16 protein-coding genes are annotated in these 20,474 nt (G+C 69.0%); 12 read left to right on the top strand and 4 right to left on the bottom strand.

All coding sequences use genetic code 11. The annotated features are described in order from the left end of the window. Positions 1–41 precede the first annotated feature (41 nt). The gene (locus tag V5D55_RS13370; protein WP_435743772.1) at positions 42–851 is read left to right on the top strand and encodes a carbon-nitrogen hydrolase family protein; all 810 of its coding nucleotides are present in this window, start codon (positions 42–44) and stop codon (positions 849–851) included. A 13-nt stretch (positions 852–864) separates the two neighbouring features. On the opposite strand, the gene V5D55_RS13375 is transcribed toward V5D55_RS13370, so the two are convergent. Beyond that, positions 865–2,067 carry an aminotransferase class I/II-fold pyridoxal phosphate-dependent enzyme gene (locus V5D55_RS13375; protein ID WP_435743774.1) on the bottom strand — a complete coding sequence of 401 codons (1,203 nt, stop codon included), beginning with the start codon at positions 2,065–2,067 and terminating at the stop codon, positions 865–867. Positions 2,068–2,165: 98 nt separating this feature from the next. Between V5D55_RS13375 and V5D55_RS13380 the strand changes: the two genes are divergently transcribed. Genes V5D55_RS13380 through V5D55_RS13390 form a run of 3 tightly spaced genes read left to right on the top strand, consistent with a single transcriptional unit; the run spans position 2,166 to position 6,488 of the window. After that, the gene (locus tag V5D55_RS13380; protein WP_435743776.1) at positions 2,166–3,755 is read left to right on the top strand and encodes a S1C family serine protease; all 1,590 of its coding nucleotides are present in this window, start codon (positions 2,166–2,168) and stop codon (positions 3,753–3,755) included. A 46-nt stretch (positions 3,756–3,801) separates the two neighbouring features. Continuing rightward, positions 3,802–5,055, top strand: coding sequence for a CDP-glycerol glycerophosphotransferase family protein (locus tag V5D55_RS13385; protein WP_435743778.1), 1,254 nt, complete (start codon positions 3,802–3,804; stop codon positions 5,053–5,055). Next, on the top strand, positions 5,052–6,488 hold the full coding sequence (locus tag V5D55_RS13390; RefSeq protein ID WP_435743780.1) for a CDP-glycerol glycerophosphotransferase family protein: 1,437 nt from the start codon (positions 5,052–5,054) through the stop codon (positions 6,486–6,488). Before V5D55_RS13385 ends, V5D55_RS13390 begins: the two co-directional genes overlap by 4 nt. A gap of 16 nt (positions 6,489–6,504) precedes the next feature. Here the strand turns inward: V5D55_RS13390 and V5D55_RS13395 are convergent, their stop codons facing one another. Continuing rightward, entirely contained in the window at positions 6,505–7,530 is a 1,026-nt protein-coding gene (locus V5D55_RS13395) for a glycosyltransferase family 2 protein (protein ID WP_435749304.1), read from the bottom strand. A 115-nt stretch (positions 7,531–7,645) separates the two neighbouring features. Between V5D55_RS13395 and V5D55_RS13400 the strand changes: the two genes are divergently transcribed. From V5D55_RS13400 to V5D55_RS13425, 6 genes are all read left to right on the top strand, one after another. Beyond that, the gene (locus tag V5D55_RS13400; protein WP_435743782.1) at positions 7,646–8,929 is read left to right on the top strand and encodes a CDP-glycerol glycerophosphotransferase family protein; all 1,284 of its coding nucleotides are present in this window, start codon (positions 7,646–7,648) and stop codon (positions 8,927–8,929) included. Further along, positions 8,926–9,705 carry a biotin--[acetyl-CoA-carboxylase] ligase gene (locus tag V5D55_RS13405; RefSeq protein WP_435743784.1) on the top strand — a complete coding sequence of 260 codons (780 nt, stop codon included), beginning with the start codon at positions 8,926–8,928 and terminating at the stop codon, positions 9,703–9,705. Before V5D55_RS13400 ends, V5D55_RS13405 begins: the two co-directional genes overlap by 4 nt. Positions 9,706–9,791: 86 nt before the next feature. Next, positions 9,792–10,310 carry a PH domain-containing protein gene (locus V5D55_RS13410; protein ID WP_435749306.1) on the top strand — a complete coding sequence of 173 codons (519 nt, stop codon included), beginning with the start codon at positions 9,792–9,794 and terminating at the stop codon, positions 10,308–10,310. A 96-nt stretch (positions 10,311–10,406) separates the two neighbouring features. Continuing rightward, positions 10,407–11,531: a 5-(carboxyamino)imidazole ribonucleotide synthase gene (locus V5D55_RS13415; RefSeq protein ID WP_435743786.1), complete on the top strand. Its 1,125-nt coding sequence runs from the start codon at positions 10,407–10,409 to the stop codon at positions 11,529–11,531. A 121-nt stretch (positions 11,532–11,652) separates the two neighbouring features. Next, a complete protein-coding gene (purE, locus tag V5D55_RS13420) occupies positions 11,653–12,120 on the top strand; it encodes a 5-(carboxyamino)imidazole ribonucleotide mutase (RefSeq protein WP_435749307.1) in 468 nt (155 codons plus the stop codon). Beyond that, the gene (locus V5D55_RS13425) at positions 12,117–13,571 is read left to right on the top strand and encodes an LCP family protein (protein ID WP_435743788.1); all 1,455 of its coding nucleotides are present in this window, start codon (positions 12,117–12,119) and stop codon (positions 13,569–13,571) included. Before purE ends, V5D55_RS13425 begins: the two co-directional genes overlap by 4 nt. A gap of 156 nt (positions 13,572–13,727) precedes the next feature. Here the strand turns inward: V5D55_RS13425 and V5D55_RS13430 are convergent, their stop codons facing one another. Both V5D55_RS13430 and V5D55_RS13435 read right to left on the bottom strand, forming a co-directional pair. Continuing rightward, complete coding sequence (locus V5D55_RS13430; RefSeq protein WP_435743790.1) at positions 13,728–14,309, bottom strand: hypothetical protein; 582 nt, start codon at positions 14,307–14,309, stop codon at positions 13,728–13,730. A 142-nt stretch (positions 14,310–14,451) separates the two neighbouring features. Next, positions 14,452–16,215, bottom strand: a complete 1,764-nt coding sequence (locus V5D55_RS13435) for a DUF4012 domain-containing protein (protein WP_435743792.1) — start codon at positions 16,213–16,215, stop codon at positions 14,452–14,454. Between the two features lie 122 nt (positions 16,216–16,337). Here V5D55_RS13435 and V5D55_RS13440 point away from each other — a divergent pair, with 122 nt between their 5' ends. Together V5D55_RS13440 and V5D55_RS13445 are read left to right on the top strand one after the other, a co-directional pair. After that, positions 16,338–17,411, top strand: a complete 1,074-nt coding sequence (locus V5D55_RS13440; RefSeq protein ID WP_435743794.1) for a glycosyltransferase — start codon at positions 16,338–16,340, stop codon at positions 17,409–17,411. A 101-nt stretch (positions 17,412–17,512) separates the two neighbouring features. Beyond that, positions 17,513–20,389: an LGFP repeat-containing protein gene (locus V5D55_RS13445; RefSeq protein WP_435743796.1), complete on the top strand. Its 2,877-nt coding sequence runs from the start codon at positions 17,513–17,515 to the stop codon at positions 20,387–20,389. Positions 20,390–20,474: the final 85 nt, after the last annotated feature.

The following is a 20,474-nucleotide window of genomic DNA, read 5'->3' on the forward strand; positions in this document are numbered from 1 at the left end:
GAATCGAGGCCGGGTCTGCGGTGATGGGGGAGGATGAGGGCATGTCCGAGACAGCAGCAGTGTCCGTCGCCGTGTGCCAGTTTGCCCCGACGGCGTCCCGTTCCGACAACCGGGAACGGATCGCCGCCCTCACGGCGGACGCTGCGGCGCGCGGTGCGAAGCTGATCGTCTTCCCCGAGTATTCGAGCTATTTCGTCGACCCGATGGACGCGACTCTCGCGACCAACGCGGAGGACCTGGACGGCGAGTTCGTCGCCAGCCTGACCGCGCTGGCCGCCGACTATGCCGTCGTGATCGTCGCCGGTCTCACCGAGCGCGCCTCCGATGGGCACCGGGTGCGGAACACGGTCGTGGCCGTCCGCGGCGATGGTGTCCTCGCCGTCTATCGCAAGCAGCACCTGTACGACGCCTTCGGCCAGACCGAGTCGGACTGGGTCGAGCCGGGAGACCCGGGGGAGGCCGCCACGTTCGAGCTCGGCGGTCTGCGCTTCGGGCTGATGACCTGCTACGACCTGCGTTTCCCCGAGCTCGCACGATCTCTGGTGGACGCGCAGGCCGACGTGCTCGTCGTCCCCGCCGAATGGGTCAGAGGGCCCCTCAAGGAGCACCACTGGACCACGCTGCTGGCCGCGCGGGCGATCGAGAACACGGTCTACGTGGTGGCCGCCGATCATCCGACCCCGATCGGCGTGGGACATTCGCAGATCGTCGACCCGCAAGGCGTCGTGCTGGCCGGCGTCGGCACACACGAGGGCATCGCTGTCGCTCCTGTCGAGCGCGCCGTGATCGACCGGGTGCGTACCGTGAACCCGTCCCTGCGCATGCGGCGTTACGCCGTCGTGCCGCGTTGACCTGACGAGCCGCTCAGGCGGAGAACGCCGCGAGGCGCGTCGCCGCTTCCGGCAGGATCTCGACGCGTTTGCAGGCGGCGAATCGCACGAGACCGCCGTACTCCTGCTGATGCCCGCGCGAGACGAAGGCCGTGAGCGGGATCGCCACGACCCCGACGCGTTCGGGGAGCGCGCGGCAGAATGCCGCGGCATCCGTCCCGCCGAGAGCCGTCGCGTCCGCGACCGTGAAGTAGCCGCCCTGCGGGGCATGCACCGTGAAGCCAGCGGCTCGCAGTCCCTCACCCAGGATCTCGTGCTTGCGCGCGAGCGCGGCGGCGGCTGCCGCGAAGTACGAGTCATCCAGACGCAGGCCGAGGGCGACGGCAGGCTGGAAGGGAGATCCGTTCACGTACGTGAGGTACTGCTTCACGGTGAGCACGGCCGTGATGAGCGCGGCCGGGCCGTGCACCCAGCCGATCTTCCAGCCGGTGGTGGAGAACGTCTTGCCGGCTGACGAGATCGTGAGCGTGCGCTCCGCGGCCCCGAGAAGGGTAGCGATCGGCGTGTGCGGTGCGCGGAAGGCCAGATGCTCGTACACCTCATCCGTGACGATGACCGCATCGTGCCGATTCGCGAGGCGGACGACCTCGGTGAGCACGTCGCGGTCGAACACCGCCCCCGTGGGATTGTGCGGGTCGTTGACCAGGATGATCCGCGTGCGGTCCGTGACCGCGGCGGCGAGCTGCTCGAGATCGGGCTGGAAGTCCGGAGCGCGCAGCGGCACCGTGCGCAGCCGCGCTCCCGCCAGGGCGACCGCCGCGGCGTATGAGTCGTAGTACGGCTCGAACACGACCACCTCGTCATCGGGGCCGTCGATGAGTGCGAGCAGCGTCGCCGTCAGCGCTTCGGTGGCACCGGCGGTGACGATGACCTCGGTCTCGGGGTCGACCCCGAGACCGTAGAACCGCTGCTGGTGTTCGCTGATGGCCGCGAGGAGATCCGGGATGCCGCGCCCCGGCGGATACTGGTTCGCCCCGTTCGCGATCGCCGCGCGCGCCGCCTCCAGGACCTCTGCCGGACCGTCTTCGTCGGGGAAGCCCTGACCGAGATTGATCGCGCCGGTGCGGGCCGCCGCTGCCGACATCTCTGCGAAGATGGTGGGCGCGACGGTTCCGTCCGCGGCGAGCAGACCGGCCCCATCCGCGGTGCGACGCCATGCGCCGGGAATGACACTCATGAAGAACAGGCTAAGGCCATAGCCGAAACTCATCTTCGCCATATCAAACGCACAGACTCGAGGGGCAGTCTGAAGGGGCGTTGATGAAGGAGCACACCATGAACGAAGACGACACCCAGAACAACTCGGCACCCGCGTCGAACGACGCCGTGCCGTCCACCCGGGCAGCAGAGGGCACCGCTCAGCCGGCGCCCGCCGCCGCCGCTGACATCACCGGCACGACTCCCGCCGTGCCGTCGCAGGGACACGAGGTGCCGTCGACCTTCACGTCGCAGGCGCCCGCCGCCCCTGTCGGTCCTCCCGTCCCACCGCACTTCGCGGCACCGAGCACGCCGGCGGCCGGTTCGGCACCGGGAGCCGCGTTCGGCATCCCCTCCGCGGCCGCGTACACGCAGCCCACGCAGCCCCTCGACGGCACGACCCCGCTCGGGTTCGTCGTCCCGCCCGGCGATGGTGTGAAGACGAAGGAACCGAAGGATCCGAAGGGTCGAGGCGGCGCGAAGTTCGCGGCGTTCATCCTTGCGGCGGCGCTCGTCGGCGGCGTCGCGGGCTTCGGCGGCGGCGCTCTGCTGAGCGGACTCCAGAACCAGCCGTCCAGCGGAACCGCCACAGGCCCGCAGACGGTCACAGTCAACAACCCGGGGTCGGTGAACGAGACCACAGCCGTCGCGACCGCGGCCCTTCCCTCGGTCGTCACGATCGAGGTCGCCGGCTCCGATGAGGGCGGCAGCGGTTCGGGCGTCATCGTCAGCAAGGACGGCTACGTGCTCACGAACACGCATGTGGTCACCCTCGGTGGCGCAGTCGCCGATCCGACGATCCGGGTCACGGCATCCGACGGGCACATCTACGAGGCGACCGTCGTCGGAACCGATCCGATCTACGACCTCGCCGTCATCAAGCTGAAGGGTGCGAAAGACCTCACGCCCATCGCCTTCGCCGACTCGTCGAAGTTGAACGTCGGTGACACCGCCGTCGCGCTCGGCGCCCCGCTCGGGCTCGCGAACTCGGTCACGACCGGCATCGTGAGCGCGCTGAACCGCAGCATTCAGATCGCCTCCTCGGCGCTGCCTGACTCCTCGTCGGAAGACGCCCCGCAGGAGCAGCAGACCCCCGAGGGTGAAGGCCAGGGTGAGGGACCGTTCCAGTTCGACCTCCCTGGCAACACCGGGCAGCAGTCCTCGGAGTCGATCTCGATCGCCGTCATCCAGACGGACGCGGCGATCAACCACGGCAATTCCGGCGGTGCGCTCGTCAACAGCAAGGGTCAGCTGATCGGCATCAACGTGGCCATCGCGAGCTCGGGCAACTCCGAGGAGTCGGGCTCCATCGGCATCGGATTCGCGATCCCCTCGAACATCGCTCAGCGCGTGTCGGAGGAGATCATCGCCGACGGCGCAGCAACGCACGGTCTCCTCGGGGCTTCGGTCCGTGACGCGGCGAGCGTCGAGGGCGCCGCAGTCGCCGGCGCTTACATCGCCAAGGCCAACGCCGGTGGAGCGGCTGCCGACGGCGGCCTGAAGGAAGGCGACGTCGTCACCGAGTTCAACGGCGTCCCGATCACCAGCGCCAGCGACCTGACCGCCCAGGTGCGGGCCGCGGCAGCCGGGAGCGACGCCAAGGTCACCTACGTTCGCGGCGGCAAGGAATTCGAGATCGATGTGACGCTCGGATCACTCGCCGACTGAACTCGTCTCGCAGAAGAAGGACGCCACCCCGCGATAGGCTCGCGGGGTGGCGTCCTTCTCTTTCGGCACCGGCAACGCGGCCAAGCTGCTCCGGATCCCGCTCTATGCCGTGGGACGCATAGGAACCCTGCTGGTCCCGCGCGGGCGACGTTGGGTCTTCGGCTGCGGGGCCGGGATCGGCGACGGTGCCCTGGCGTTGCGCCAGCACGCATCGTCGGCAGGACACGACACCGTGTGGCTCACCTCCTCCGATCGAGAAGATCAGGAGGCGGCCGCCCTCGGCATCCGCACTGTGCGCAAGGAGACCTTCCGTGGCTGGTGGGCCACCGCCAGGGCCGGGGTGCTCGTCGTCACGCACGGCCTCGGCGACGTCAACCGCTATGCCAACGGCGGAGCCTTCGTGGTGCAGCTCTGGCACGGCATCCCCCTCAAGCGGATCGGACTGGACTCCCCGGCCACGACGCAGGTGCCCGATGTTCCGGGGGCGCCCCTGCTGCGGCGTCTGGTCGCCCTCCTCTATCGGGCGGCCGCCCAGCGGATCCGGGTGCTGCCTGCTGCCTCGCACCGCTCCCGCGGGCGCCTGGAGTCGGCATTCGGTCTCGGCGACGACCGCGTCATCGTGACCGGTGAGCCGCGCGTCGACGTGCTCTCGTCCGGATCCGTCGAGGAGCGCCGGGAAGCGGCATCCGCTCTGCTCCGCAGGGTCGTGGGCGATCTCCCCGAAGCAGCCCGCACGATTCTCTATGCGCCGACGTGGCGCGACGGCGCGACCGATCCGGCCGTGCCGACGGCATCCGAATGGGTGCGGATCATCCGCACCCTCGAGGAGACCGATGCGGTGCTGCTGGTTCGTTCGCATCCGCTCGGCGAGGGCGGCTACTCCCCGCCCCTTCCCACCAGGCGGGTGCGGATGCTGGGCGCGTCGGTCCTCGCCGATGTCGCACCCGTTCTCGCGGCGGTCGACGTGCTGATCACCGACTACTCGTCTCTCGCGTATGACGTGGGACTGCTCAGGATGCCCGTGGTGTTCCTCGCGCCGGATGCCGACGCGTACGCGCAGACGCGCGGCTTCTACGGGCAGTACGGCGAAGTCGCCGGCGTCGACATCGCCGCCGATTGGGACGACGTGCTCGGGCAGCTGCGAAGCCTGCTGTCCGACACCGCGGCGTACGACGACGCCTCCGCGCGTTCCGCTACGCTCAGCGCGGAGATGCATGCGTACCGCGACGGGCACAACACCCGACGGGTGTACGACGCGATCCGCGCGCGGGGGATCCCCGCGCCGAAGGGAGCAGTATGACAACGGCCCGCATCGATGAAGCGGCGGAAGCGCTGATCATCGCAGGGACCGGTCCGCGACCGGCGACGGCGGAGCTGGTCGGCCCGCGGGCGCGCGTCGACGCACGCCTCACCGGTGGAGGCAAGACGTGGAAGGCGACGTTCCCTCTCCAGGCTTCGCGCTGGGGCGGTCCCGAGCTTCCGCTGCCGTCGGGGGAGTACGAGCTGCGCGTCGCGGGTGTCGAGCTCGACCAGCTGCACATCGCACCCGTCGTCCTCGACGGCGTGCGGGTCGGTCTCGACGACGATGCGGTGCACATCGCGGCACCGATCTCGCCGATGTACGAGACGGTCGAGGGTCAGTCGACGTTGGAGGGGCGCTACGTCGCCCAGACCGGCGGGACTGAGAACGCCGTGTTCTTCGAGAGCTTCTACGGGCGCAGCGTCGGATGCAATCCGCAGGCGATCGACCGTGAGCTGGCTGCTCGGGCACCTGAGGTGCGTCGGTATTGGAGCGTGGTGGATCTCTCCGTCGCCGTGCCGGAGGGGGCGATCGCGGTCGTCGAGGGGAGCCCCGAATGGTGGCACGCCCGTGGGGCCGCCCGGCTGCTCGTCGTGAACGACTGGCTGCGGCGACGTTTCGTCCGCAAGAGCGGGCAGAAGGTGCTGCAGACCTGGCACGGCACGCCACTCAAGCGCCTGGCCCTGCATCGCCCCGGCTTCGATCCGCGACGGATGGCCGCCGTGGTGAAGGAATCCCGCCGATGGGATGTGCTGCTCGCACAGAACACCTACTCGGAGCGCATTCTCCGCAAGGCATATGCCTTCTTCGGTCGGCCGATCTGGGTGGAGGGGTACCCGCGCAACGACGTCCTCACCACCGGTGATGCGACCGCGATCCGCACAGCGCTGGGTATCGGCGAGGGTGAGCGGGTTCTCCTCTACGCGCCGACCTGGCGGGATGACCGCAGTGAGATGGTCGACTTCATCGATCCGGAGCTGCTCGCACGGCAGGCCGACGCCGTGGTGCTCGTGCGAGGTCACTCGCGCACGCTGCAGCAGGGGCGCGATCACGCCGGCGCTCGAGTGATCGACGTCACCGGATTCCCGGAGACGGCGCAGCTGCTCCTCGCCGCCGATGCGCTGATCACCGACTACTCGTCCGTCATGTTCGATTTCAGCGTCACCGGCAAGCCGATGTACTTCCTGGTACCGGACCTCGATCACTACCGGGGTCAGTTGCGCGGCTTCTACTTCGATCTCGCGGAACGCGCGCCGGGGCCGCTGGTGCGCACGCAGGAAGAACTCGCCGCGGCATTGGCGGACGCGGACCACGGAACCTCGTACGCCGTGCGCTACGCGGCCTGGCGGGCTCAGTTCAACAGGCGGGATGACGGCCGTGCGGCAGAGCGCGTCGTCGACCGGATCCTGGATCTCGGCTTCGTCACACGCTGAGAACCACGAGGACGCGTCACGGCAACGGCGTGTTGCGCGTGCCGAGTCGGGAGGCGTCGACGGTGTCGCGAGCGCCGCGCAGAACGCCGCCGAGGAAGCCCAGCCCCCAGGAAAGGTGCATGGTCGGCAGCACCACGACGGTCCACAGCTTCTGACGGAGACGGCCTCCACCCGGCGCGAGAGCGACCGCGAGGACGAGCAGCAGGTACAGGGCCAGGGGCAGATGCACCACGAGTGAAGCGATCAGCGAGAGAACGCCGGTGAGCACGCCCGTCACCTGCAGCGCGCCGACGACGACCGCCAGTGCGACCACCAGGACCAGCGCCGGCGGCGCGAAGTAGCGGATGCCGTTGCGGCGGCCGAACCGGCGCACGAGCTCTCCGCGCCAGGCGCCGGTGGCGCGGAACTGGCGGGCGAGGCGCAGCCAGCTCTCCCTCGGCCAGTAGGTCACGGAGAGAGTCGGATCGAACCAGACCCGGTGTCCCGCCTGGCGGATGCGGAGGTTCAGCTCCCAGTCCTCACCGCGCCGGATCGATTCGTCGAAGAGTCCGACCTCATCGAGCACCTCGCGCCGCATCACGCCGAGGTATGCGGACTCCGCTTCGCCCTCGTGCGTGCGGCCGTGATAGGCGCCGCCGCCGAGGCCGACGGGGGAGTTGTAGAGACGTGCGACCGCCTTCTGGAAGGGGGTGCGCCCTTCGGCGTGCATGACGCCGCCGACGTTCGCGGACCCCGTGCGCTCCAGCGTCTCCAGGGCGCGGGCGGCGTACCCGGGGGAGAGTTCCGAGTGGGCGTCCACGCGCACGATCGTCGGATAGCGGCTGGCGCGGATCGCCGCGTTGAGGCCGACGGGGATGTGGGCTGCAGGGTTGTCGACCAGACGGATCCGGTCGTCTGCGGCAGCGAGACGCTCGGCCAGCTCAGTCGTCCCGTCCGTCGACGGTGCCAGGGCCAGCACGAGTTCGGCGGGACCCTCTACCTCCTGAGCGAGGACGGACTCGACCGCGTGCTCGAGGTACGCGCGCTCATTGAGCACCGGCATGACGAACGACACCCCGGCTTCGGTGGCGGTGGATTCGTTGGCAGGCACACGACGATCATGTCACGGTGTCTTCGGGCGTTCCCTGATCCGTGCCGGGCGACCGTATTCTGGAGGGATGGGTGCATTGTCTGACGTCAAGAAGGCGTACCGTCTCCTCACGCGCGCGCTCGCATCCCGAAGCGCCGTGCAGCGGGTGCGTCGCCGCCTCTCCGAGCACGAGCCCCATCCCGCCGACCACTTCCAGGTCGCGGTGTATTTCGCCGACGGCGCGGTGAACATGTACCAGATGCGTCAGTGGTACCGCCCTCTCGCCGAGCTCTCGCGGCGCTGGCCGGTGGTGGTGCTCTCGCGGTCCGCGGCGGGCGCCGAGAAGCTCCTCGACGAGGACGGGCCGGCGGTGGCATTCGTCCCCAAGGTCCGCGACCTCGAGCGGTTCATCGCGAAGCAGGACATCCGCGTCGTCCTGTACGTGAACCAGAACACCCGCAACTTCCAGATGTTCCGCTACGGGCGGCGCTGGCACGTGTTCATCAACCACGGCGAGTCCGACAAGATGTACATGACCACCAACCAGTACAAGGCGTACGACTACGCCTTCGTGGCCGGTCAGGCCGCACGGGACCGTCTCTCCCGCACACTCTGGGACTACGACGTCGACCGCCGCACGATGGACATCGGTCGACCGCAGGCCGACCACTACTCCGGCATCCTGCCGTACACCCCGGACGGACGCACCGTCGTGCTGTACGCGCCGACCTGGGAGGGCGACCGGCCGAGCGCGCACTACGGTTCCATCGCCAGCCATGGCGAGACGCTCGTGAAGCAGCTGCTGGCGACGGGCACGCACCGCGTGATCTACCGCCCTCATCCGCGCAGCGGTGTGGTGGACGAGGCCTACGGCGCCGCCCACCGCCGGATCATCGCCGCGATCAACGCCGCGAACTCGGCCGACGCCGGCGCGCAGCACATCTACGATCACGGGCCGGAGCTCGGCTGGCAGCTGTCGGCCGCCGATGTCGCGGTGGTCGACATCTCCGCGATGGTCTACGACCGGCTGGCGGCGGGCAAGCCGCTCATGATCACACGACCGGCCGATGAGCGGGCTTCCATCGACACCACGGGCTACCTGGCCGACTGCGAATGGCTCACGACGGATGCGGCGTCGCGCATCGTCTCCGAGGTGGAACGCGTTCGCGCCGACGAAGCGGCCGTCGCCCGCCTGCGGATGTGGGTGCAGCACTACTTCGGTGATACGACCCCCGGTGTGGCCACGGCGAAGTTCCACGAGGCGGTGGGACGTCTCATGCATGAGTGGGAGCACTGGCAGGCGCATGAGGTCGGTGCGGTCCGCGAAGACCAGGACGATGACGACGAAGAGGCCGACGAGGAGGACGCATGAGCGCGGATCTTCCTCGATCGCGTGCGATCGCCGCCCGTGTCGAGGTGCTGGAGCAGACCGGCTCCACGAACGCCGATCTGCGTGAGCGTGCGGGAGACATCAACGGCTGGCCGCATCTCTCCGTCCTGATGACGACGAACCAGACATCCGGGCGAGGTCGCCTCGATCGCACGTGGGTCGCGCCGGCCGGCTCCTCGCTCGCCATCTCCGTCCTCCTCCGCGAGCTTCCTGCTGATCCGGCCGCACGCGGATGGATCCCCCTCGCAGCGGGCGCGGCAATGGCCGACGCCGTCGCCACTCAACTGCCGGGGCACGAGGTCGCCGTCAAGTGGCCCAACGACGTCCTGGTCGACGGCCGGAAGATCTGCGGGATCCTGGCGGAGGCGACCACGGATGCCGTGGTCGTCGGATCCGGCGTGAACACCGCGATGACGACCGACCAGCTCCCGGTGCCGACGGCCACGTCGTTCGCCGTGCTCGGCGTGGAGGCAGACCAGGACCGCCTGCTGGCCGACTATCTGCGGACGCTCAACGCTCACCTGGTCGCGCTCGCCGGCGCTGCCGACGATGCCGTCACGAGTGGATTGCACTCCGCCGTGTCCGCACGCTGCGCGACTCTCGGGCAGGCTGTCCGCGCATCTCTGCCGGGAGACCGGGTGCTCGAGGGGATCGCGACGGCGCTGGACCCGGAGGGGCGCCTGGTCGTCTCCGTCGGCGGCGTGGAGCACGCGATCTCGGCCGGAGACGTCGTGCACGTCCGGCCCGCCGGAAACTGACACGCCGTCGCGCAGACCGCGTTGTCGGAGATCACAGGCACAATGGTGGGGTGACCCAGCCCGTGACGCTCGGAGGCCGGCCCCTGATGCCGCCGCCCGGCGTGCCGTCCGAAGAACTCCTGATCGCGCGTTTCCGCAGCCACGCACGTCGGCTGTTCTGGTCGGCACTCGTGCTCATCGCGGCGTTCGGCGCCACCGGGTTCTTCTACGACAATCTGCCGGAGGGGCTCGAGAACTGGATGCTGCTCAGCGCCGCCGGTCTGCTCGTGATCCTTCTCGTCGTGTTCCCGTTCATCATCTGGCATTCGCGCAGCACCACCATCACGACGAGGCGAGTCATCGCCCATCAGGGGATCGGCGCCCGTCAGCGGCGGGAGATGTCGCACGCCAGGGGGTATACGATCGCCGTGCGCCGCGGGCCGCTTCAGCGGTTGTGGGGATCGGGAACCATCGTTCTGTCCAACGGCGTCGATGCGGCGCTCCGTCTTCCGAACGTCCCCAACGTGACGCTGGTGCACGAGACGCTCGCCGATCAGATCGAAGTCGGTCAGATCCTCGCCCATCGCGATGCGCAAGGCGGGTCCGACGACATCGACCGCGCCTGACCCGTCGGAGTGCTCGCGGCGCGGCGGCGTCGTCATGACGTGTCGATCCATGCTTCGCGGTGCGGGAGAATGGGGGCAGACGAATGGAGACGGCAGATGGCACTGCGTGTTGGCGTGATCGGCGGAGGACAGCTCGCCCGGATGATGATCGCTCCGGCGGTCGAGCTCGGCCTCGACCTGCGGGTGCTCGCAGAGTCTGACGGGATGTCTGCCCGGTTGGCGGCGACGGCCGTCGGCGACTACCGGGATCTCGCGGTCGTCCGTGCGTTCGCGGCAGATGTGGATGTCATCACCTTCGACCACGAGCACGTGCCGCAAGACGTCCTGAGAGCGCTGGTCGCCGATGGCGTGGTCGTGCACCCCGGACCCGACGCGCTGCAGTTCGCTCAAGACAAGCTCGTGATGCGCGCGCGCCTCGCGGAGCTCGGCATCCCGCAGCCCGATTGGGCGGCAGTACATGATGCGACCGAGCTGCAGGCCTTCCTGGACGCCCACCGCGGCCGCGCCGTCGTGAAGACGCCGCGTGGCGGCTACGACGGAAAGGGCGTGCGGGTGATCAGCGCCGCTGCCGAGGCGCAGGACTGGCTGGAAGGGATCGCCGCAGGCGACGCGCTCCTCGTGGAGGAGCTCGTGCCGTTCGTGCGGGAACTCGCGCAGCAGGTCGCGCGCCGCCCCGGCGGTGAGATCGTCGCGTACCCGGTGGTGGAGACGGTTCAACGTGACGGCGTGTGCGCCGAGGTCATCGCTCCGGCTCCCGCGGCGGCGGAGCGACTCACCGAGGTGGCGGAGCAGATCGGCCGCACCATCGCCGAGGGGATCGGCGTGACCGGGATGCTGGCCGTCGAGCTCTTCGAGACCGACGACGAGCGGATCCTCGTCAACGAACTCGCCATGCGCCCGCACAACAGCGGGCACTGGAGTCAGGACGGCGCGGTCACCGGGCAGTTCGAGCAGCACCTTCGCGCGGTGGCCGACCTCCCGTTGGGGAGCACGTCTCCGCGCGCGCCGTGGTCGGTGATGGTCAACATCCTGGGTGGACCCACCGAGGGCACGCTCGAGGAGCGGTTCGATGCGGCGATGGTCGACCATCCGGCGGCGAAGATCCATACCTACGGCAAGGCACCGCGCCCCGGCCGCAAGGTCGGCCACGTCAACGTGGTCGGCGACGATCTCGACGACGCCGTGTACGAGGCCAGGGCGACCGCAGCGCACTTCGCCTGATACTCACTGAATTCACCAGCGGACAGGCGCGCCGTTGGGGGCTTCTCCCAGCAGCAGACCGTAGCCTGATCAGGTGACCGAGCCACTGCACTCCGCCGCCGAGCCTCTTGTCGGCGTCATCATGGGATCCGACTCCGACTGGCGCGTCATGAGCGACGCCTCCCAGGCGCTGACGGACTTCGGAATCCCTCATGAGGTCGAGGTCGTCTCCGCGCACCGCACGCCGGACAAGCTCATGTCGTATGCGCGAGAGGCACGAGGGCGCGGCATCCGAGTGATCATCGCCGGTGCCGGGGGAGCGGCGCACCTTCCGGGAATGGTCGCCTCCATGACCGCCGTCCCCGTCGTGGGGGTGCCGGTGCCGCTCGCCTACCTCGACGGCATGGACTCGCTGCTCTCGATCGTGCAGATGCCCGCCGGCATCCCGGTCGCCACGGTCTCGATCGGCGGAGCCCGGAACGCGGGGCTGCTGGCCGCACGGATACTCGGCACCGCAGACTCCGCCCTCGCCGACCGCATCGAGGCGTTCGCGCGCGATCTCGAATCCCAGGTCGAGGAGAAGAACGAGCGGCTGAAGGGCTCCTTGTGACCCTTGCGCCCCCGCGCGCGACCGCGCGCCCGCTCATCGAGACCCGGCCGCTGCGGCATCCGGACTCGACCGATCCGGGCATGATGACGAAGCGCGGTTGGTGGCTCGTCGCCCTCAATCTGCTCGTCCCCGGATCCGCGCAGGTGCTCGCCGGCAATCGCCGCCTCGGACGCTTCGGCCTCGGCGCGACGCTCCTCGCGTGGTTCCTCGTGATCGTCGCCGCGGGCCTCGCGCTCTTCGCGCGACCTGTGCTGCTGTGGTTGACGATCGGCGGCGGGTGGTTCTCCGCGGCGGTGCTCACGCTGGTGCAGGTTCTGCTGGTCGCCTACGTCGTGCTGTGGATCGTGCTCACTTTCGATGCGCTGCGACTCGTCCGCCTGGTGAAGATTCCCGGGGCGTCCCGCCTGGCCATCCCCGTCGTCGCGCTCGTCCTGCTCGGTCTCGTCGGCGGTGGCGCCGGCTACGCGGCAACCGCCGTGGGCTCCGCTCGAAGCACGATCAGCACCATCTTCGGCCAGAGTGGGCCGAGCCTGCCGCCGAGTGAGGGCTACTACAACATCCTCCTGCTGGGTGCCGACAGTGGCGACGGCCGCGACTCGATGCGGTTCGACAGTATCTCCGTGGTATCGGTGAACGCCGACACGGGCGCCGTGACGATCACCGGCATCCCTCGGGAACTCCCGAACGCTCCGTTCAGCGAGGGCAGCCCGATGCAGGCGCTCTATCCCAACGGTTTCGAGGGACACAGTTCGTCGTCGTGCGGCTGGAACGGATGGATGAACCACGTGCGCAACGCGGCGGAGATCTGCCGAGAAGACGGCGGCGCGTCGCTCTATCCGGATGCTGCGGCACACGGATCCGACCCGGGCATCGAGGCGACGAAGGATGCTGCCGAGGGCGTGCTGGGCATCGAGATCCCGTACTACGTCTTCATCGACATGCACGGCTTCGCCGACCTCGTGGATGCCCTCGGCGGTGTGGACATCAACGTCACCGAGCGCCTGCCCAAGGGTGGGCCGCCGGACGGTGTGGATCCGCGCGACGTGAACGCCTGGGCGATCGGATGGATCGAGCCCGGCCAACAGCACATGAACGGCGATACCGCGCAGTGGTATGCGCGCTCGCGGTACACGACCGACGATTGGGACCGCATGGAGCGGCAGCGGCAACTCCAGGAAGCGATCCTCTCGCAGTTCACCCCGCAGACCGTGCTCACTCGGTTCAACGAGGTGGCAGCGGCCGGGACGGCGCTCATCAACACCGATCTGCCTCAGGACAAGCTGCCGGAGTTCTTCGACCTGATGCTCAAGGCCAAGAAGCTGCCGGTCACGACGATCGAGCTGGTCCCCAAGTCAGGGGTCGACGAGCACGCGCCCGACTACGGTTTGATCCACGAGATGGTCCAGCAGAAGCTCCACCCGCCGACGGAGACGCCGACTCCCGAGCCGTGATCGTCTCGTGGGCACGCCGCAGCCCACGACCGTCTCCCGAGATGGCGGAGAGGCCGTGGGCTTCCGGCGCTGTTACCGGATGCACCAGACGACGGTGATCGGAGGGGGAGGGATCACCGTCGTCCGGTCGACCACCGCACAAGGCGGCAGTCGGACCTAGGCGCGCTTGCGGCGAGCCGCCCCAGCGGCCACCAGAGCGCCACCGGCGACGAGAGCGACTGCTCCGCCACCGAGTACCCACGGCGAAACGCTGCCGCCGGTGAGTGCCAGTTCGACGTCGCCCGTGAGCGGCATCTCGGTTCCGGCGGGTGCGACGCCCGGATCGTGGTCACAGCTGCTCGCCGCGTTCTGACCGTGCGTGACCGTGATGGTCGCGGTGTACGGACGCGAGCCCCCGAAAGCGAGACTGTACGAGCCCTCTCCGTCGGCCGGCGGACGGAACGTGACCGTCAGCCCGCCATCAGCGGAGGCGGTGTTCCCCGACACCGATGCGCCACCGGCGTTGAGACCCGAGACCGAGACGTTGACGGTCTCCGACGGCAGGAAGTAGCCCGCACCGAAGACGACGGTCGAGACCTCGCAGGTGTCGATGATCGGATCGCCGACCTTCACCCCGGGTGTCTCCGCGTAGGAGTCGGATTCTGCAGCCGGCACAGTCTGTGCGGCGGTTGCGACGCTCGGCGCGATGAATACCAGCGCGCCAGCAGTAAGGCTGATTGCAGCCAGTTTCTTCAGCATGATTCTCCCCAGAATTTCACGCGGAATCGCACCCGAATACACCCCTGCATTCGATTGCGTGAGCTCATCCTGCCCCCACGGCAGGAAGACAGAGCCCAGATATTCCCCAGTGAGTCGACAGTAGCCTATTCCGCGGAGAAAGTCACGAACCGCAGCGAAGCTCTTCTCGCGACGTCTTCGGCGCCTCGATCATCGGGGTCGTCTGCACCTGCGTGAGCCGCTCGCCGGCGCCCTCGCCCTGGAAATCGACTGTGATCGTCGTGGACTCGCCCGGGGCGAGCAGCACGTCATGCTGCACGACCGAGCGCGTGCCGAGCAGGGCGGTCTGCACCCCGTCCTCGGCGCCGTCGCGATCGATGTGCGACGGTGTGGCGCCCTCGGGGCCGTACACCGCGACGAGCGTCCGCACGGAACCCGCCGGCACACCGTAGAAGCCGTCGGCGGTGACGTACTTCGGCAACGACGTCGCGGCATCCGCGGGAGCGGTGTTGGTCCAGGTGACGCGGACCTGCGTCGTGGCAGTGCCATCGCACGTACCGATCGCGGTCACGATGGAAGCCCGCGTGTAGTAGTCCATCTTGCCGCCGGTGGTGTCGTTCAACAGCACCCCGACATGCGTGGCATCCGCCGTGTCGTCGGGGATCGTGCCGCCCAGCGCGGAGGCGGCAAGGACCGACTCCTCGTCCTGGTGCGCGCTCCAGATCCTGATCCGTCCCTCGGCCGCCGACTCGGCGAGAGCCCCGATGAGGGCGCCGGGATCGCCACCGGAGAGGGCCGCACCGAACAGTCCGCTCGCCGCCTGGGCGAAGACGTCGTCCTGCACGGCCGGGTCGGGGATCGCGGCGTAGACCTCGGACAGCAGGATGTCGACCACGGTGTCCGCCGTCGCCGTGAACGGCCCGAACTTCAGATCGCCGGTGGCCGCCATCAGGTGCTCGGCGACGACGGCGTCCACCGCGATCACGCCGTCGATCTCCCCGCCGAAACGCCCTGTCCACCGTGCGGCGAGCGTCGCTCCCGCATCCGCGAAATCCGGGATGCTGGTGATGTTCTGCAGGTACCGCCCTGGGCGGTCCTCGAACAGCGCGATCGTCGAGTCGCTCAGGGGGAGGGCCGTGTCGAGCGGTGGGAAGTCCCGCGTCGATGCCTGCTTCTGCAGCGTGATCTTGCCGCCCTCGGCATGCAGCAGGGCGATGGAGCCGACGATCCCGCCGGACGACCGGAGTTCCGCATTGTTCTGCATCGCGAGAACGTAGTTGCGCGGCTCGGAGCCGCCGAGCATCGTGGGCAGCAGTACGGATGCACCGTGCAGGGACCCGACGACGGTCGCGGCCTGCGTGACGGATGATCGGAGCTCCCGCACCGCGTCGGCGAGCGGAGGAAGAGTGGCGTCCGCATCGATGCGCTGGACCTGCAGCTGCGCGTCCGTGAGCGCCCTGCTCGCAGCACCCAGTGGCTCTTCGATCTGGGCGAACGGCGCGAGATCGATGGCACCACCGGTGAAGCCGAGTCCTGCCAGGTCGAAGTCGGCGGCGACATCGAGGAGCGGGGAGAGCGCGTCGGCCGAGACGTCATCGGCGACCTGGGCCACCTCGCTCACCGCGCGGAAGTTGGGTCCGATCCAGGGGATGACGCCGAACGCGTGCCAGATCGGATCGGAAGTGAGTTCGTGGGCGGAGCCGGCGTTCTGTGCGATGCTCTCGGCGATCGGCTTCGCGCCATCGAGGTCGCCCTCCGCGATCGAACTCTTGAGCTGTGCGGCACCCTTCGCCACCTGCTGCAGATCGCTCACGGCCCCGATGCCGCGGACAGCGACCCAACCGATCGCGAGCACAAGAAGGGTCAGCACGACACCGACGGTCCATCCGATCCATCGGCGCCGCACCGGAAGTCGACCGTCGCTCACGTAGGCATTCAAGCATGAACACCCGCGCACGCGGGCGCCGGATGCTGTGGGAACGCTGATATTCCCGTGGTTCTGGCGCTGTGCTCCACGGCGGAGAGGCGCGGCGAGGATAGCCTGGGCGCATGGGTGCTCGACTGCGTGTTGTTCTGGATCAGCTCGTGCAGGTGGTCGATCCCGACCAGGCTGCCGCGGCGCTGGATCTGGCGATCGGACTGGTCGCCACGGCCCCCTCGGGTTGCACCGTCGAGGCGATCGTCCCCGCGGGGGCGGAGGTCTCGATCGCGGGCCTGGCCGACGTGCGCACGCTGCCTCTCGCACGTCGGGAACTCGCTGGATCCTGGCAGCTCGGGATCGCGCCGGGCGTCGGCGGCGGGCTCGTTCACGCTCCGACTCTGATGGCACCGCTCGTGCGGCACGATCGCGTGCACGACAACGATCAGACCACCGTCACCCTGTGGGACCTGCGGGCGTGGGATGCTCCGGAGCTGCTGCCGAAGGGCGTGGTCGCCTGGCAGCGGGGGATGCTCCGACGCGCGGTCAAGCACGCGGATGCCGTGGTGGTGCCCTCGCATGCGGTCGCCGAACGGCTGTCGGAACTCGCGAAGCTCGGAGACCGCATCCGCGTGATCGCCGGTGCGCCGCCACGAGCATTCGCGGTGCCCGACGATGCTCGGGACCGTCGAGCCGCGCTCTCGCTCCCGGAGGAGTACGTGGTCCTGACGGGATCTGAGAAGACGCTTGCGGAAGGGTTCCGTGGCGCAGTCGCGGCGGGACTCGACGCCGTGGTGCTCGATGCCCCGGAGGGGGCGGAGCCACGCCTCGCGGAGATCGCGTCTGCAGCAGGGCTGCCGGAGCGACGTGCGCACGTGCGCGGCGTGCTGTCGGCGGAGGATCGAGCGGCAGTGCTTTCCGCGGCCGCGGCGTTCGCGGCGACCAGCGCGATCGCCGGGTGGCCCTGGCGCGCTGTCGAGGCGATGACCCTCGGCATCCCGGTGGTCGCCGTGGAGAGCGGATCGCACTGCGACGTCATCGCCGACGGAGGGGTGCTCGTCGCGCAGGACGATCTCGCAGACGGTGTCGCGGCGGCGACCGGCGTTGCCGCGGCGCGCCTGAGCGTCCTCGCGGCCGACCGCTCCCGGGCGTTCTCATGGGCCAGCGCGGCCGAGCGCGTGTGGGGTCTTCACGCCGACCTCTGATCGGCTGAGAGCCACCTGCGTGTCTTGACGACACGCCGACTTCTTACAGTCATTTCCCAGTAACAGTGGCACCATCCTGCAACTTCCGTCACACTGGTCACATGTCTCGACGTGCCCCACGCTCTCGAAACACTCTGAGGATCGCCCGACTCCTCACCTGTTTCCTCGCTGCCTCCGCCCTGGTCGTCGGCACGGTGGTCCCCGCCACCGCCGCCGCCGCGTCCGTCTCTGCACCGAGTAGCGCTGTCGCCGCGCGGACGGCGGCCGACCCCGCTGCCGCCGGGATCGTGAAGAGCTCGCTCGCCGGATTCAACGCCGGGAACCTCATCAGCGATGTCGTGTTCACGAACAAGAGCACGATGACCGAGGCGCAGATCCAGTCCTTCTTCAACAGCAAGGTCGCGCGCTGCCTGGGCGGCAGGGACGAGGACGGCAAAGCCATCGTCTGCCTCAAGGACTTCAAGATCACCTCGGTGACTCGGCCGGCCGACGCCTACTGCTCCGGCTACAAGGGGGCCGCGAACGAGTCCGCCGCCCGGATCATCTATCGCGTCGCGCAGGCCTGCAACATCAACCCTCAGGTGCTGATCGTCATGCTCCAGAAAGAGCAGGGACTCATCACTCACACCTGGCCGAGCGCGTGGAGGTTCAACATCGCTCTGGGCCAGGGGTGCCCGGATACGGCGCCGTGCGATCCGAACTACATCGGCTTCTTCCACCAGATCTACGGCGCGGCGCGTCAGATGCAGATCTACATGGAGGGCAAGTGGTTCCAGTGGTACGCCCCGGGCAAGACCTGGAACATCCTCTACAACCCGAAGGCGTCATGCGGTTCGTCGCCCGTCCGCGTCGCGAACAAGGCGACGTCCGCCCTCTACTACTACACGCCCTACCAGCCGAACGCGGCAGCGCTCCGTGCGGGATACGGTGAGGGTGACGGATGCTCCGCCTACGGCAACCGGAACTTCTACAACTACTTCACCGACTGGTTCGGTGCGACCAAGCACACAGTGTCCGGGGCGATCGCCGTCGCGTGGAACGCGCAGGGCGGCGCGACGGGGCGGTACGGTCAGCCGACCGGTGATGCGGTGTACGTCGCGGCCAACGGCGGCGGCTACGTGCAGCAGTTCCAGAAGGGCACGATCTGGAAGCCCGCATCCTCCTCGCACGCGTACCCGATGAGCACCGGCGCCTTCCGCGCCAACTATCTCGCCGCGGGCGGCGAGAAGGGCTCGTGGGGATGGCCGACCCGGGACGCGGAATGCCAGCTGGCCTCCAGCGGCTGCAAGATGACCTTCCAGAAGGGCACGACCTATTACTCGGCGACGACGGGTTCTGTGCTCGTGCCGACAGCCTTCGCTGCCCTCTACGAGACGCTGGGTGCGGAGGCGAGCCGCTTCGGCTACCCGACGAAGGCAGCCATCGCAGGTCCCGACGCCGGATTCGAGCAGACCTTCCAGAAAGGCGTGATCGCCTATTCGCCTGCCACACGACTCGTCGAGGTGAGCGGGCCTTTCCTCACCTTCTGGCGTGCGGCCGGCGGCGTGAAGAGCGCGTACGGCTACCCCAAGGGAGCTGTCCTCGATGTCGCCGCGAACGGCGGCGGTCAGGTGCAGGAGTACACCAAGGGGAAGATCTGGTCGTCTTCCGCCGGGGCCTTCGGGATCCGGTCGGGTGGCATGCTCACGGACTACCTCGCCGCGGGCGGCGAGGCAGGTTCGTGGGGGTGGCCGACGACGGCGGAAAAGTGCGGCCTGTCCGGCGGCGGTTGCACGATGGGCTTCCAGAAGGGTACGGCGGCGTGGTCTGCGGGCACCGGGACCGTGCTGATGACGGCGAGCATCGCTGCGGAGTGGACACGCTACGGCGGGGCGGCTCGGCTCGGATATCCCTCCAGTCCCGCGACCGCGGTCGCGGCGAACGGGGGCGGCACGGTGCAGGCGTTCTCGAAGGGCAAGGTCTACGAATCGGCTGCGGGTGCGTTCGGTATCGGTTCTGGTGCGTTCCTGCGCGGCTATGAGGCTGCGGGGGGACCGCAGGGTGCGGCGTGGGGGTGGCCGACGTCGGTGGTGGATTGCACGCTCGCTGGTGGGGGTTGCTCGATGGGCTTCCAGAAGGGTGTCGTGGCGTGGTCGGCGACCACGGGTTCGGTGCTGATGAAGCCGAAGACCGCTGCGGAGTGGGTGCGTTACGGCGGGGCGGCGCGTCTGGGCTACCCGTCGGGTGCGGCCACGGCGGTCGCGGCGAACGGGGGCGGCACGGTGCAGGCGTTCTCGAAGGGCAAGGTCTACGAATCGGCTGCGGGTGCGTTCGGTATCGGTTCTGGTGCGTTCCTGCGCGGCTATGAGGCTGCGGGGGGACCGCAGGGTGCGGCGTGGGGGTGGCCGACGTCGGTGGTGGATTGCACGCTCGCTGGTGGGGGTTGCTCGATGGGCTTCCAGAAGGGTGTCGTGGCGTGGTCGGCGACCACGGGTTCGGTGCTGATGAAGCCGAAGACCGCTGCGGAGTGGGTGCGTTACGGCGGGGCGGCGCGTCTGGGCTACCCGTCGGGTGCGGCCACGGCGGTCGCGGCGAACGGGGGCGGCACGGTGCAGGCGTTCTCGAAGGGCAAGGTCTACGAATCGGCTGCGGGTGCGTTCGGTATCGGTTCTGGTGCGTTCCTGCGCGGCTATGAGGCTGCGGGGGGACCGCAGGGTGCGGCGTGGGGGTGGCCGACGTCGGTGGTGGATTGCACGCTCGCCGGTGGGGGTTGCTCGATGGGCTTCCAGAAGGGTGTCGTCGCGTGGTCGGCGACCACCGGTTCGGTGCTGATGCCGACCGGACCGATCCTTGCCGAATGGCGTCGCCTCGGTGGAGCCGCGAGCACGCTCGGCTATCCGTCGGCGCGCCCCGAGGTGGTCGGAACCGTCACGTCCCAGCGCTTCCAGCACGGCGTGATGTCGTACGACACCAAGACGGGCAAGGTGACGGTGAAGTAGAGCGCGGCGAGGACGACTCTCAGAACCCGTGTCATAAGATGTTCACGCCCGCGGTGAGATCCATCACCGCGACCGAATGAGTGGG

Origin of the sequence: Microbacterium sp. PMB16 (assembly GCF_051294855.1) — a bacterium.
Taxonomy (GTDB): domain Bacteria; phylum Actinomycetota; class Actinomycetes; order Actinomycetales; family Microbacteriaceae; genus Microbacterium.